The sequence below is a fragment of the Pseudomonas sp. NPDC087029 genome, from assembly GCF_044745345.1.
GTDB classification, from domain to species: domain Bacteria; phylum Pseudomonadota; class Gammaproteobacteria; order Pseudomonadales; family Pseudomonadaceae; genus Aquipseudomonas; species Aquipseudomonas faucium.
Genome location: NZ_JBIVAB010000001.1, coordinates 516,052 through 530,130 on the forward strand (window position 1 = coordinate 516,052; position 14,079 = coordinate 530,130).

Annotated in this window: 15 protein-coding genes and 1 tRNA gene; 11 read left to right on the top strand and 5 right to left on the bottom strand. The window is 63.7% G+C overall.

All coding sequences use genetic code 11. The features are described 5' to 3' along the window. Window positions 1–56 precede the first annotated feature (56 nt). The 7 genes from ACIPG5_RS02380 (at window position 57) to ACIPG5_RS02410 (ending at window position 6,989) form a co-directional block, all read left to right on the top strand. The gene (locus ACIPG5_RS02380; RefSeq protein WP_236235413.1) at window positions 57–707 is read left to right on the top strand and encodes a cytochrome c; all 651 of its coding nucleotides are present in this window, start codon (window positions 57–59) and stop codon (window positions 705–707) included. After that, window positions 704–1,618, top strand: a complete 915-nt coding sequence (locus ACIPG5_RS02385; RefSeq protein WP_286912170.1) for a c-type cytochrome — start codon at window positions 704–706, stop codon at window positions 1,616–1,618. The genes ACIPG5_RS02380 and ACIPG5_RS02385 overlap by 4 nt, the downstream gene beginning before the upstream one ends. 226 nt (window positions 1,619–1,844) lie before the next feature. Beyond that, entirely contained in the window at window positions 1,845–2,684 is an 840-nt protein-coding gene (gene galU, locus ACIPG5_RS02390; protein WP_176515059.1) for a UTP--glucose-1-phosphate uridylyltransferase GalU, read from the top strand. Window positions 2,685–2,783: 99 nt separating this feature from the next. Continuing rightward, a complete protein-coding gene (gorA, locus tag ACIPG5_RS02395; protein WP_401373124.1) occupies window positions 2,784–4,139 on the top strand; it encodes a glutathione-disulfide reductase in 1,356 nt (451 codons plus the stop codon). A gap of 252 nt (window positions 4,140–4,391) precedes the next feature. Beyond that, entirely contained in the window at window positions 4,392–4,955 is a 564-nt protein-coding gene (gene ahpC / locus ACIPG5_RS02400; protein WP_008090543.1) for an alkyl hydroperoxide reductase subunit C, read from the top strand. 125 nt (window positions 4,956–5,080) lie between these two features. Beyond that, complete coding sequence (gene ahpF / locus ACIPG5_RS02405; protein WP_401373126.1) at window positions 5,081–6,643, top strand: alkyl hydroperoxide reductase subunit F; 1,563 nt, start codon at window positions 5,081–5,083, stop codon at window positions 6,641–6,643. A gap of 157 nt (window positions 6,644–6,800) precedes the next feature. Then, complete coding sequence (locus tag ACIPG5_RS02410) at window positions 6,801–6,989, top strand: hypothetical protein (RefSeq protein ID WP_236235408.1); 189 nt, start codon at window positions 6,801–6,803, stop codon at window positions 6,987–6,989. 4 nt (window positions 6,990–6,993) lie between these two features. Here ACIPG5_RS02410 and ACIPG5_RS02415 read toward each other — a convergent pair whose 3' ends face one another. From ACIPG5_RS02415 to nhaR, 3 genes are all read right to left on the bottom strand, one after another. Beyond that, a complete protein-coding gene (locus ACIPG5_RS02415) occupies window positions 6,994–7,641 on the bottom strand; it encodes a YceH family protein (RefSeq protein ID WP_236235407.1) in 648 nt (215 codons plus the stop codon). 180 nt (window positions 7,642–7,821) lie between these two features. Then, complete coding sequence (gene sstT / locus ACIPG5_RS02420) at window positions 7,822–9,033, bottom strand: serine/threonine transporter SstT (protein ID WP_176517211.1); 1,212 nt, start codon at window positions 9,031–9,033, stop codon at window positions 7,822–7,824. Between the two features lie 105 nt (window positions 9,034–9,138). After that, window positions 9,139–10,032: a transcriptional activator NhaR gene (gene nhaR, locus ACIPG5_RS02425; RefSeq protein ID WP_176517210.1), complete on the bottom strand. Its 894-nt coding sequence runs from the start codon at window positions 10,030–10,032 to the stop codon at window positions 9,139–9,141. Window positions 10,033–10,163: 131 nt separating this feature from the next. Here nhaR and ACIPG5_RS02430 point away from each other — a divergent pair, with 131 nt between their 5' ends. After that, on the top strand, window positions 10,164–10,412 hold the full coding sequence (locus tag ACIPG5_RS02430; RefSeq protein ID WP_176517209.1) for a hypothetical protein: 249 nt from the start codon (window positions 10,164–10,166) through the stop codon (window positions 10,410–10,412). A gap of 26 nt (window positions 10,413–10,438) precedes the next feature. Further along, on the top strand, window positions 10,439–11,191 hold the full coding sequence (locus ACIPG5_RS02435; protein ID WP_054903585.1) for a TerC family protein: 753 nt from the start codon (window positions 10,439–10,441) through the stop codon (window positions 11,189–11,191). 134 nt (window positions 11,192–11,325) lie between these two features. On the opposite strand, the gene ACIPG5_RS02440 is transcribed toward ACIPG5_RS02435, so the two are convergent. Next, window positions 11,326–11,505 (bottom strand): hypothetical protein, encoded by a 180-nt coding sequence (locus ACIPG5_RS02440; protein ID WP_401373130.1) that lies wholly within the window; start codon window positions 11,503–11,505, stop codon window positions 11,326–11,328. A gap of 156 nt (window positions 11,506–11,661) precedes the next feature. Between ACIPG5_RS02440 and ACIPG5_RS02445 the strand changes: the two genes are divergently transcribed. After that, entirely contained in the window at window positions 11,662–12,405 is a 744-nt protein-coding gene (locus tag ACIPG5_RS02445; protein ID WP_314617179.1) for a peptidase C39 family protein, read from the top strand. Between the two features lie 71 nt (window positions 12,406–12,476). On the opposite strand, the gene ACIPG5_RS02450 is transcribed toward ACIPG5_RS02445, so the two are convergent. Continuing rightward, complete coding sequence (locus tag ACIPG5_RS02450; RefSeq protein ID WP_003250557.1) at window positions 12,477–13,760, bottom strand: FAD-binding oxidoreductase; 1,284 nt, start codon at window positions 13,758–13,760, stop codon at window positions 12,477–12,479. A 201-nt stretch (window positions 13,761–13,961) separates the two neighbouring features. On the opposite strand from ACIPG5_RS02450, the gene ACIPG5_RS02455 reads away from it, so the two are divergent. Then, window positions 13,962–14,038: transfer RNA gene (locus ACIPG5_RS02455), tRNA-Val, on the top strand. Window positions 14,039–14,079: the final 41 nt, after the last annotated feature.

Genomic DNA, 14,079 nt, shown 5'->3' on the forward strand with positions numbered 1-14,079 from the left:
CCATTTGCTTATGTTTTTTAAGCTTAAGCTTATAACAAAAGAAATGGAGTTTCGTGATGACCCCGATGAGTCGCGTCGTGATCGGCAGCCTGCTGATCCTGGCCTGGCCTGCGGCGCATGCCGCCGATGGCCAGAAGATCTTCACCCAGGGCGGGGCCAACCCCGCCGCCATGGCTTGCTCAAGCTGCCACGGCCCGGACGGCAAAGGCATCGCCGCTGCCGGCTTCCCCCGCCTGGCCGGCCTGCCCGCAGGCTACCTCAGCAAGCAATTGCATGACTGGCGCAACGGCACGCGCAAGCAGCCGGTGATGGAGCCGCTGGCCAAGGCCCTGACCGACGATGAAATCACTGCCGTCAGCAGCTACCTCGCCAGCCTGCCCAGTGACCCCGCGCCGGACCAGCGCCGCCAGCAGATAGCCGACAACCCCACCGCACGCCTGGCCCTCTACGGCGACTGGAGCCGGCAGATACCCGGTTGCGTGCAATGCCACGGCCCAGGCGGCAGCGGCGTCGGCGAGCACTTTCCGCCCCTGGCCGGGCAACCTGCGCCTTACCTGATGGCGCAGCTCAACGGCTGGCGCGACGGCAGCCGCAGCAACGACCCCAACCAGCTCATGGTCGGCGTGGCCAAGGCCATGACCGATGCCGAGGTCAAGGCGATCGCCGAGTACTTTGCCAACCCCGTCAGCCCGGAGGCCAAGCCATGAGAGCACTGATGCCCACCCTGTTGCTCGCCGCCATGGGCCATGCCGTGGCCGCGCCCATCGCCATGGAAGACCAGTCCCAGCTGCAGGTGCCCGGTGCCGAGGCCTCGGCGCAGTTCGCGCCGCCGGCCGAGAGCGAGCTGCCGGACAACGCCTTCGGCAAGATGGTGCGCGAAGGCCATGCGCTGTTCGTCGACACCCGCCGGCTGATGCCCGAGGCGGTCGGCAACGGCCTCAATTGCAGCAACTGCCACCTCGACCAGGGTCGCCTGGCCCATTCCGCGCCGATGTGGGGCGCGTACCCGATGTACCCGGCGTATCGCAAGAAAAACGACAAGGTCAACACCTACGCCGAGCGCATCCAGGGCTGCTTCCAGTTCAGCATGAACGGCAAGCCGCCGGCTGCCGACAGCCCGCAGATGACGGCGTTGTCGGTGTACGCCTACTGGCTGTCGACCAAGGCGCCCACCGGCGTGGAAATCGCCGGGCGTGGCTACCCCGATGTGCCGCAGCCCAAGGGTGGCTACGACTTCAAGCGCGGCGAGGCGGTCTACCAGGCGCAATGCGCGATCTGCCACGGCGACAATGGCGAAGGCCAGAAAGTGGCCGGTGACTATGTGATGCCACCGCTGTGGGGCAAGGATTCCTACAACTGGGGTGCCGGCATGCACCGGATCAACACGGCGGCGTCGTTCATCAAGTACAACATGCCCCTGGGCAAGCCCGGCAGCCTGAGCGACCAGCAGGCCTGGGACGTAGCCGCTTGGGTCAACCGCCATGAGCGGCCGCAGGACCCGCGCCTGGTGGAAGGCTCGATCGAAAAGACCCGGCTGAAGTTTCACGCCAACGACGGGGTCAACCTCTACGGCCAGCAGGTCGACGGTGTGCTGATCGGGCGCGGCAGCGGTAGTTGAGCGGCCGCGCCAGGTGCCTGGATTGCGGCGCAGCCCCTTGCAAGGCGGGGGTTGCGCCTGCCGGTCGTCATCGCCAAAGGCAATATTCACGATCCGCCGGAACTATCTACACTGGGTTATCTCTATGTTGGCACCAGTCAGCCACGGGCGGGGGCATTGTAAGGTGACTGCCGCCTGATTAGACTGCGCCGAATTCCACAGGCCCAGCCTTTGTTTAAGGACGTTTATGATCAAGAAATGCTTGTTCCCGGCAGCCGGTTACGGCACCCGCTTCCTGCCTGCTACCAAAGCCATGCCCAAGGAAATGCTGCCGGTGGTCAACAAGCCACTGATCCAGTATGGCGTTGAAGAGGCGCTGGACGCCGGCCTGAACGAGATCTCCATCGTCACCGGCCGCGGCAAGCGCGCCCTGGAAGACCACTTCGACATCAGCTACGAGCTGGAAAACCAGATCAAGGGCACCGACAAGGAAAAATACCTGGTCGGTATCCGTCGCCTGCTCAACGAGTGCTCGTTCTCCTACACCCGCCAGACCGAAATGAAAGGCCTGGGCCACGCCATCCTGACCGGCCGCCCGCTGATCGGCGACGAACCGTTCGCCGTGGTGCTGGCTGACGACCTGTGCGTGAACCCGGAAGGCGACGGCGTACTGACCCAGATGGTCAAGCTGTACAACCAGTTCCGCTGCTCGATCATCGCCATCCAGGAAGTCGATCCGCAGGAAACCAACAAGTACGGCGTCATCGCCGGCGACATGATCCGCGAAGACATCTTCCGCGTGACCAACATGGTCGAGAAGCCGGCGCCGGAAGACGCCCCGTCGAACCTGGCGATCATCGGCCGCTACATCCTGACCCCGGATATCTTCGACATCATCAAGAACACCCCGCCGGGCAAAGGTGGCGAGATCCAGATCACCGACGCGCTGATGCAGCAGGCGCAGAACGGCTGCGTGATCGCCTACAAGTTCAAGGGCCAGCGTTTCGACTGCGGCGGTGCCGAGGGCTACATCGACGCCACCAACTTCTGCTTCGAGAACTACTACAAGACCGGCAAGGCATACTGATTCGCCACGCCAGGTCGATAAAGCCACCCTTCGGGGTGGCTTTTTTGTTTGCGGCTGCCAACGGCGGTATGCTGGGCGCCAGCCAAGGAGACTGAATACATGGCCTACGATTTTGATCTGTTCGTGATTGGTGCCGGTTCCGGCGGTGTACGTGCGGCGCGTTTCGCCGCGGGCTTCGGTGCCAAGGTGGCAGTGGCCGAAAGCCGCTACCTGGGCGGTACCTGCGTCAACGTCGGCTGCGTGCCGAAAAAGCTGCTGGTGTATGGCGCCCACGTCGCCGATGAGCTGGAGCAGGCCGCAGGCTTCGGCTGGACCCTGGAAGAAGGGCATTTCGACTGGGGCACGCTGATTGCCAACAAGAACCGCGAGATCGAGCGCCTCAATGGCATCTATCGCAACCTGCTGGTCAACAGCGGCGTGACCTTGCTGCAAGGCCACGCGCGTATCACCGGGCCCAACGAAGTGGAAGTGGATGGCCAGCGCTATAGCGCCGAGCACATCCTCATCGCCACCGGCGGCTGGCCGCAGGTGCCCGACATCCCGGGCAAGGAACTGGCCATCACCTCCAACGAGGCCTTCTACCTCAAGGCGCTGCCGCGCCGCGTACTGGTGGTGGGCGGTGGCTACATCGCGGTGGAGTTCGCCGGCATCTTCCAGGGCCTGGGCGCGGCGACCACCTTGCTCTATCGAGGCGACCTGTTCCTGCGTGGTTTCGACGGCTCGGTGCGTACCCACCTGAAGGAAGAGCTGGAAAAGCGCGGCCTGGACCTGCAGTTCAACGCCGACATCCAGCGTATCGACAAGCTCGAGGACGGCAGCCTCAAGGCCACCCTCAAGGATGGCCGCGAGTTGCTGGCCGACTGTGTGTTCTATGCCACCGGCCGGCGCCCGATGCTCGACAACCTGGGCCTGGAAAACACCGGGGTGGAGCTGGATGAGCGCGGTTTCATCCGTGTGGATGAGCAGTATCAGACCACCGCCCCGTCGATCCTGGCCATCGGCGATGTGATCGGCCGCGTGCAGCTCACCCCGGTGGCCCTGGCCGAAGGCATGGCCGTGGCACGCCGGTTGTTCAAGCCCGAGCAGTACCGCCCGGTGGACTACCAGAACATCCCGACCGCGGTGTTCAGCCAGCCACCGATCGGCACCGTGGGCTTGACCGAAGAGCAGGCGCTGCAGGCCGGGCACAAGGTGCAGGTCTTCGAGAGCCGTTTCCGCGCCATGAAGCTGACCCTCACCGACATCCAGGAAAAGACCCTGATGAAGCTGGTGGTGGATGCCGAGACCGACAAGGTCCTGGGCTGCCACATGGTCGGGCCGGATGCCGGCGAGATCATCCAGGGCCTGGGCATTGCCCTGAAGGCCGGCGCGACCAAGCAGCAATTCGACGAAACCATTGGCGTGCATCCAACGGCCGCCGAAGAGTTCGTCACCATGCGCGCCGTCACTCGCTAAGCCCCACTGGCCCCATCACAGCTACAGCGCAGTTCTCAAAGCCTGCGCTGTGCCTGTGGGCGCTGGCTTGCCAGCGATGGGGCCTGCAGCTTGGCCCGCAATCCTTTGCTCAGCGCAATCCCTTCTATTAATAAACCGCGCTTATAGCCAAAACCAATCGCAAGCATGAGCTTTACCAATGAGCCTTTATCGGGACCAGCGGTTAGGATTCTCTCCGTCAACTGATTTCAACCCCATGAAGGAGCGTCTCTCATGCCTATCATCAACAGCCAGGTCAAACCGTTCAACGCCACCGCCTTCCACAACGGCGAATTCGTTCAGGTAAGCGAAGCCGACCTGAAGGGCAAGTGGTCCGTCGTGTTCTTCTACCCGGCCGACTTCACCTTCGTCTGCCCGACCGAACTGGGTGACCTCGCCGACAACTACGCCGAATTCCAGAAGCTGGGCGTGGAAATCTACGGTGTGTCCACCGACACCCACTTCACCCACAAAGCCTGGCACGACACCTCGGACACCATCGGCAAGATCAAGTACCCGCTGATCGGTGACCCGACCCACGTCATCTCGCGCAACTTCGACGTGCTGATCGAAGAAGCCGGCCTGGCCGATCGCGGTACCTTCGTGATCAACCCGGAAGGCCAGATCAAGATCGTCGAAATCAACGACGGCGGTGTAGGCCGTGACGCCAGCGAGCTGCTGCGCAAGGTCAAGGCTGCCCAGTACGTGGCCGCCCACCCAGGCGAAGTGTGCCCAGCCAAGTGGAAAGAAGGCGAAGCCACCCTGGCGCCATCGCTGGACCTGGTCGGCAAGATCTAAGACCGTGAGCCAGTCGCGGGCGGTGAGCAGCCGCCAAAGCTGAAGCTTTCATCGCCCCGTCAAACGCCCGGGCGCTAGTGCCTGGGCGTTTTTGTTTGTGAAGATTGAAAAAAGGAATCGCCCGTATGTTGGACGCCACGCTTAAATCGCAACTGAAAACCTACCTGGAGCGGGTCACCCAGCCGATCGAGATCGTTGCTTCCCTCGACGACGGCGCGAAGTCCCGCGAATTGCACGACCTGCTGGTGGAAATCGCCGGCCTGTCGAACCTCATTACCCTGCGCGCGGATGGTGAAGACGCCCGTCGTCCATCGTTCTCGCTCAATCGCCCGGGTGCGGACATTTCCCTGCGTTTTGCCGGCATCCCCATGGGCCACGAATTCACTTCGCTGGTGCTGGCGCTGCTGCAAGTCGGCGGCCACCCCTCCAAGGCCAGCAGCGAGGTCATCGAACAGATCCAGGCGCTGGAAGGCGAGTTCACCTTCGAAACCTACTTCTCGCTGTCGTGCCAGAACTGCCCGGATGTGGTCCAGGCGCTGAACCTGATGGCGGTGCTCAACCCCAACGTGCGTCACGTGGCCATCGATGGCGCGCTGTTCCAGGACGAAGTCGACGCACGCAAGATCATGGCGGTGCCAAGCATCTACCTGAACGGCGAACTGTTCGGCCAGGGCCGCATGGGCCTGGAAGAGATTCTCGGCAAGATCGACACCAATGCCGGTAGCCGCCAGGCCGAGAAGATCAACGCCAAGGACGCCTTCGACGTGCTGGTGGTCGGCGGTGGCCCGGCAGGCGCTGCGGCCGCCATCTACGCAGCGCGCAAAGGCATCCGCACCGGCGTTGCCGCCGAGCGTTTCGGCGGCCAGGTGCTCGACACCCTGGCCATCGAGAACTTCATCTCGGTGCAGGAAACCGAAGGGCCGAAACTGGCCACGGCGCTGGAAGAGCACGTCAAGCAGTACGACGTCGACATCATGAACCTGCAGCGCGGCGAAGCGCTGATCCCGGCCACCGACGGCGGCCTGCACGAAGTGCGCCTGGCCAGTGGTGCCTCGCTCAAGGCCAAGACCGTGATCCTGGCTACCGGCGCCCGCTGGCGTGAAATGAACGTACCCGGCGAGCAGGAGTACCGCGCCCGTGGCGTGGCCTACTGCCCGCACTGCGACGGCCCGTTGTTCAAGGGCAAGCGCGTGGCGGTGATCGGCGGCGGCAACTCCGGCGTGGAAGCGGCCATCGACCTGGCCGGTATCGTCGCCCAGGTGACGCTGATCGAGTTCGACAGCCAGTTGCGCGCCGATGCGGTGTTGCAGCGCAAGCTGCACAGCCTGCCCAACGTCAAGGTCATCACCCGCGCGCTGACCACCGAGGTGCTGGGCGATGGCGAGAAGGTGACGGGCTTGCGCTACAAGGATCGCAGCACAGATGAAGTGCATGACCTGGCGCTGGAAGGCATCTTCGTGCAGATCGGCCTGCTGCCGAACACCGATTGGCTCAAGGGCACGGTCGAGCTGTCGCCGCGTGGCGAGATCATCGTCGATGCCAAGGGCGCGACCAACATCCCCGGCGTGTTTGCCGCGGGTGACGTGACCACGGTGCCGTACAAGCAGATCGTCATTGCTGTGGGCGAGGGTGCCAAGGCATCGCTGGCGGCGTTCGATCACCTGATTCGCACTTCGGCGCCGGCGTAAGCCTGCACCGGCCCCATCGCCGGCAAGCCGGCTCCCACAGGCACACCACTGCATTTGAAAGCAGTGGGGTACCTGTGGGAGCCGGCTTGCCGGCGATAGGGCCATGACAGGCGGCGGGTGTCTATGATGACTGCAGACCCCTTCAGGAATCTCACCCATGACCCTGATCAGCCGCGAACCCTGGTGGCTAGTGCCACCCCAGCCCGGGCAGAAAGAGCAGGACCTGCACTGGGGCTACCTGGAAATCTACGCCGACGGCCGTACCGTGTTCGTCGACCAGCGCCCCAGTGACCGGGAGCTGGCCGAACGCAAGAGTTGTCGCAACTTCCCCGAACCTGAGCTCTGAGGGCTCAGCCTTCGAGCTCGGCCAGGCGCGCCTCCAGCGCTGCAATGCGGGCTTCCAGCGCTTCGAAGCGCTCTTCTGACACACCACTGCCGCTATTGCGCGCGCCACCTTCCTGCTGGCGGGCGGCGAGAATCGCCTCGATTTCCGCCGGGTCGCCCAGCGCATGGGTGTAGCGGTCCTCGCGCTGGCCGGCCTGGCGCGGCAGGTGCAGGGCCAGGTTTCGCGAGATCAGGCGCTCCAGCTGGTGCTGGATCTGCTCGGTGTCGTCGAAGTCGTGCAGGCGGTTGCTGCGGGTCAGCAGCTCGTTGAGGGTTTGCGGGCCGCGCAGGAACATCAGGCCCATCAGCACCAGCTGTGCCGGCACCAGCTCCAGCGCCTTGTCCACCCGCTGCTCCCAGCGGTCGGCGCGGCTGCCCATCTGCAGGCGGGTCATCTGCTGGCCTTCGAGGGTGCGCAAGGCTTGGCCGACCTGGCCTTGGCTGAGGTTCATGACCGGTTCACGGCTGGTTTTCTGGTTGCAGGCCAGGACCAGGGCGTTGAGGGTCAGCGGGTAGCTTTCCGGGCTGGTGGCCTGTTTTTCGATCAGTGCACCGAGAATACGGATCTCGGTGCTGCTGAAACGGCCTTCGCCGGCGGTTTCGTGTTCTGACATGGCCCTGTCTCATTGCGAGGAAAAGGCCACTAGCGTAGGTAAAGCGCCTGGCTTAAGCAATCACCGACCTTTTCGCGGGGCCAGCCCGCTGCCACAGCTACCCCACAGCCCCAGGGCAACGATGAACCCTGTGGGAGCGGGCTTGCCCCGCGAAAGGGCCGCAAAGCGGCCCCGGCAGCTTCAGGCTCCGCGCCGTTCCTCAGCCTGGCAAGCAGCTGCGGTGAACAGTACATCGGTCGAAGAATTCAGCGCCGTTTCCGCCGAATCCTGCAGCACGCCGATGATGAAGCCCACCGCCACCACCTGCATGGCGATCTCGCTGGGAATACCGAACAGGCTGCACGCCAGCGGAATCAGCAACAGCGACCCCCCGGCCACACCCGACGCCCCGCACGCGCAAACCGCCGCCACCACGCTCAGCAACACCGCAGTCGGCAGGTCGACGGCAATGCCCAGGGTGTGCACTGCCGCCAGGGTCAGCACGGTAATGGTGATCGCAGCGCCGGCCATGTTGATGGTCGCACCCAGCGGGATGGACACCGAGTAGGTGTCTTCATGCAGCCCCAGGCGCTCGGACAGCGCCAGGTTGACCGGGATATTGGCAGCCGAGCTGCGGGTGAAGAAGGCGGTGATACCGCTTTCGCGCAGGCACAGCAGGGTCAGCGGATAGGGGTTGCGGCGAATCTTCCAGAACACGATCAGCGGGTTCATCACCAGCGCCACGAACAGCATGCAGCCGATCAGCACCGCCAGCAGATGCAGGTAGCCGAGCAGGGCGCTCAGGCCCGACTGGGCGAGGGTGGAGCTGACCAGGCCGAAGATGCCCAGCGGCGCGAAGCGGATCACCACGCGCACGATCAGGGTCACGCCGTTGGACAGGTCCTCGACCACGGTGCGGGTGGTGTCGCCGGCATGGCGCAGCGCCACGCCCAGGCCGATGGCCCAGGTCAGCACGCCGATGAAGTTGGCGTTGAGCAGGGCATTGACCGGGTTGTCCACGGCGCTCAGCAGCAGGTTCTGCATCACTTCGGTGATGCCGCCCGGCGCGCTCAGGGCCGCTTCGCTGGTGCTCAGGGCCAGGTGCGAGGGGAACAGCATGCTGGCGACCACGGCCACCACCGCTGCGGCGAAGGTGCCCAGCAGGTACAGCCAGAGGATCGGGCGGATGTGGGTTTCCTGGCCGTGGCGGTGGTTGGCGATCGACGCCATCACCAGGATGAACACCAGCACCGGCGCGACCGCCTTCAGGGCGCTGACGAACACCTTGCCAAGGAAGCCCAGGTCACGGGCGATGGCCGGCGCCAGCAGGGCTAGGGCGATGCCGGCAACCAGGCCGATGACGATCTGGGTCACCAGGCTGGTACGGTTGAGGAGGCGGAAAACAGGGGTCATGTGCAGCGCTGTCTCGATATCGTGAAAGGGCGCGACTTTACCATAGACCTTAGTCGGCAAGTTCTGACCGATGTGCAAGCAATGTCTACGAAAGGGGCACGACCCTCACCAATGGAAGAGTTCCCGCCGCGCCCCCTCGGTGATGGCCACGATCCCCGGGTGCTTGACCTTGCGCTCCACCGAAATGGCATAGAACGACTCCAGCACCGCATCGGTCTGCCCCACCAGCTCGACCCCGTACTGCCGGCACACTTCCTCGGCAATCACACTCGGCGCCACGAAGATGCCGCTGCCGGACTGGCCGAAGGCCTGCATCAAGGCGCTGTCGTCGAACTCGCCGATGATCCGCGGCTGCACCTGCTGCTCGCCCAGCCAGCGCAGCAGGCGGCTGCGCAGCACGGTTTCCTGCCCCGGAATCAGCAGCGGGGCATCCTGCAGGCAGGCGGGGAAGGGGCCGGCATGGCGCCGGGCCAGCGCTGGGGTGGCAAAGAAGCTCAGGCCGCACTCGCCGAGTTTCTGGCTGTAGCCCTTGATATCCAGGTGGCTGGGCATCGGGCTGTCGGAAATCACCAGGTCCAGGCGCTGGATGGCCAGGTCTGCCAGCAGGCGTTCGAGCTTGTCTTCGCGGCAGTTGATGCGCAGCACATCGTCCAGCTCCATGGTCGGCGCCAGCAAGCGGTAGACGATCGACTTGGGCACCACGTCGGCAACCCCGACGCGAAACAGTATCTGCTCCTGTGGGCCGGCGCGCAGCATGGCCTCCAGCTCGCCGCCAAGCTGGAACATCTGCTCGGCATAGACCAGCGCCTGGCGGCCGGTTTCGGTCAGCTCCAGCTGCCGGCCGACGCGCTGGAACAGCTCCAGGCCGTAGGTCTGCTCGAACAGGCTGATCTGCCCGCTGATGGTCTGCGGCGTCAGGTTCAGCTGCTCGCTGGCCCGGGCGATGCTGCCGGTCTTGGCCACCGCCCAGAAGTAATGGAGCTGACGGTAATTGAGCATGACGGTCCCGATTCGTAAAAACCGAAGTATATACGCTGAAAATACGAATTTTCCGGATGTGTCAGGAAAACTAGAATGCCACCCCATCAGGCGCGTCGCGCGCCGCAGGGATATCGACAAGCGAGGGCTTCATGTTGCAACTCAAATCCATCGGCACGCCACTGGTGCTAGCCTTGGCCCTACTGAGCGTGGCGGGCTGCGACCAGGCCGAGAAATCGGCCCAGCAGATGCTCGACCAGGCCGCCAAGTCGGCCAAGCAGGCCATCGATGACACCAACAAGGCGGCCCAGGAAGCCCTGAGCGACGCCATCGGCAGCGAAGGGCAGAAGCCCGAGCAAGCCGAGCCGCAAGACAAGCAAGGCAAGACCCAGGACATCTGACCCAGAACCGTTAGCAGGATTGAAACATGGAATATTTGCTGGAACTCGCCGCAAGCCCCACCGCCTGGGTTGCCCTGGCCACGCTGGTGGCCATGGAAGTGGTACTGGGTATCGATAACCTGATCTTCATCTCGATCCTGACCAACAAGCTGCCGCTGGAGTACCGCTCCAAGGCGCGGCGCATCGGTATCAGCATGGCCCTGGTGATGCGCCTGGCCCTGCTCAGCACGGTGGCCTGGATCGTGCAGTTGACCGACCCGGTATTCGAGGTGTTCGGCAACGCGTTCTCCTGGAAGGACGTGATCCTGATCGCCGGTGGCCTGTTCCTGCTGTGGAAAGCCACCAAGGAAATCCACGAGAACGTCGACCCGCATGGCGCCAAGGAAGAGGCCAAGGTCTCGTCCACGGTCACCCTGGGCTTTGCCGCGGCGATCTTCCAGATCCTGCTGCTGGACATCGTGTTCTCGGTCGACAGCATCATCACCGCCGTAGGCATGACCGAGCACCTGCCGATCATGATCATCGCCGTGATCACCGCCGTGATCGTGATGATGGTGGCCGCCGACCCGCTGGCCAACTTCATCAACGACAACCCGACCGTGGTGATGCTGGCCCTGGGCTTCTTGATCATGATCGGCATGACCCTGATCGCCGAAGGTTTCGGTGCCCATGTGCCGAAGGGTTATGTGTATGCCGCGATGGCCTTCTCGACGGTGATCGAGATCCTCAACATCCTGGCGCGACGGGCACGGCTCAAGCGCGAGGCGGCTGAAGGCTGATAGATAGCGCGGGGGTGCTTTGCGCCCCTAATCGCCGGCAAGCCGGCTCCCACAGGGACCGCACTGATCCCAAATGCAGTGAAGTCCCTGTGGGAGCCGGCTTGCCGGCGATAGGCATGCAGAAAATTCGAAAATCAATGCACGCCGGCATGGCGCCGAGCGCGGCGAACAGGTTGTGGTTTGCTTACGACCTGCGGTGGCAGGTGGTGATGCTGTGAATGACGTCGCACGATGCGCAGTACACCCCATAACATGGCGGCAGCGACGCTAAGCCACATACCCACCAGCATGAGAATTGCCATTGTCAGGCTCATGTGTGCCTCCTTCTCTCGGGCCAGGCATGGCTCGCCCTCCAGACACAGCTTTAGTCTAGCTCGCCGACCGTGACGTTCCATTGACCTTACGTCTGGTGCTTTGATCCTGTGGCATTGCCGCCCGCAACGGGCTATACCCGCGCCGCGCGGAGCCCTATGATCGTCGGCCAGAGCCGGGCGCTGCCTGCCTGGCATCGGAACAAGCGAGCGTTCATGGAGCACGATTCCTTCAAGCCGTGGGGCAATGGCCCACGTCGACTGTTGCTGGCATGCCTGGTGGCCGCGAGCCTGGCCGGTTGCGCCAGCACCCCGCCGGCCGCCCTCAAAGGCTTGCCGCAACGGGTCGAGATCAGCAGCGTGCCGTTCTATCGCGGCAACGCCAACCACAGCGGCGCCATGGCCCTGGCCGCATTGCTCTCGCAGCAGGGCGCGCCGATCACCCCGGGGCTGCTGGACAAGCCCTTGAACTTGCCCCAGGGCGCCGATTCGCTGGGCACCGGCATACCTCGCGTAGCGCGCGAATACGGCATGGTGGTGTATCCGCTCGATCAGCGCGTCGATGCATTGCTTGAGCAGGTGGCCGCAGGCAACCCGGTGCTGCTGCGTTATCAGGAAGGTTCGGCGTGGTGGAGCGAGCCGCGCTATGCGCTGCTGATCGGCTATGACCGCTACAAGAAACGGGTGCTGCTGCGCTCAGGCATGAATCGACGGCAGATGATGGCCTTCGACGATTTCGCCTCGGCCTGGGCGAAGGAGGGGAGTTGGGCAGTGCTGGTGCAGCCGCCGCGGCAACTGCCGGCCCAGGTGGACCGCCAGCGCTGGCTGCAGGCTGCCGACGAACTGGCCAAGGCCGGCCAAGAAATCGCGGCGAAGCAGGCGGTGAACAGCCTGGGGAAATAGCGTTGGCCCCTCGCAAATGAATCCGCCCCCGTAGGAGCGGATTCATCCGCGATAAGGCCAAACCTGCAGAATCAGAAGCCCAGACGGTCACGCAGGCTGTAGTACCAGGCACCGATGGCGCTGAACGGTACGCGCAGCATCTGGCCACCCGGGAACGGGTAGTGCGGCAGGCCGGCGAAGGCGTCGAAACGCTCGGCCTGGCCACGCAGTGCCTCGGCCAGCACCTTGCCCGCCAGGTGGGTGTAGGTCACGCCGTGGCCCGAGCAACCCTGCGAGTAGTAGATGTTGTCGCCGATACGGCCTACTTGCGGCAGGCGCGACAAGGTCAGCAGGAAGTTGCCGGTCCAGGCGTAGTCGATCTTGACGTTCTTCAGCTGCGGGAAGGCCTTGAGCATCTTCGGACGGATGATCGCTTCGATGTTGGCCGGGTCACGCGCACCGTACACCACGCCGCCGCCGAAGATCAGGCGCTTGTCGCTGGTCAGACGGTAGTAGTCGAGCAGGTAGTTGCAGTCTTCCACGCAGTAGTCCTGCGGCAGCAGGGTGCGGGCCAGTTCCTCGCCCAGCGGCTCGGTGGTGATCACCTGGGTGCCGCATGGCATCGACTTGGCGGCCAGTTCCGGCACCAGGTTGCCCAGGTAGGCGTTGCCGGCGACGATGATGAACTTGGCGCGCACCTTGCCCTGCGGGGTGTGCACGACCGGGTTGGCGCCACGCTCGATGCGCACGGCCGGGGTCTGCTCATAGATGATGCCGCCCAGCGACTCGACCGCGGCAGCTTCGCCCAGGGCCAGGTTCAGTGGGTGGATGTGGCCGCCGCTCATGTCGAGCATGCCGCCGATGTAGCTGTCGCAGGCAACCACTTCGCGGATGCGCTTCTGGTCCATCAGCTCCAGCTGGTTGTGGCCGAAGCGTTCCCACAGGCGTTTCTGCGATTCCAGGTGGCCCATCTGCTTGCTGGTCAGCGCCGCGAACACGCCGCCGTCCTTCAGGTCGCACTGGATGTTGTACTTGGCCACGCGCTCACGGATGATGCGGCCGCCTTCGAAGGCCATGTGGCCCAGCAGCTGAGCCTGCTTGGGGCCGACGGTACGTTCGATGACGTCGATGTCGCGGCTGTAGCTGTTGACGATCTGGCCGCCGTTGCGGCCCGACGCACCGAAACCGACCTTGGCCGCTTCGACGATGCTGACCTTGAAGCCGTTTTCCAGCAGGAACAGTGCGCTGGACAGGCCGGTGTAGCCGGCGCCGATGATGCACACATCGGTTTCCACCTCACCCTGCAGCGCCGGACGTGGCGGCACCGGGTTAGCCGAGGCGGCGTAGTAGGACTGGGGGTAGGGGGTATTGGCCATGCTCGAGAAACCTCGTGTTTTATATTTTTAACGAATGTACCGATGCTATCAATAATAATAAACACCCGCTAGTCGTCCCGTTAAAAATCCTTTACTGGTGCGCGCCGTCGCTTCCTTATAAAGAGTTTAATATTCAGTGAGTTAGCGCGAAAAAAAGTGTTGACACAGTTTTAGGAATGCGTAGAATGCGCACCACACGACAGGCACATAGCTCAGTTGGTTAGAGCACCACCTTGACATGGTGGGGGTCGTTGGTTCGAGTCCAATTGTGCCTACCAAACATCAGAAGGGGCGATCCGCAAGGGTCGCCCTTTTTGCA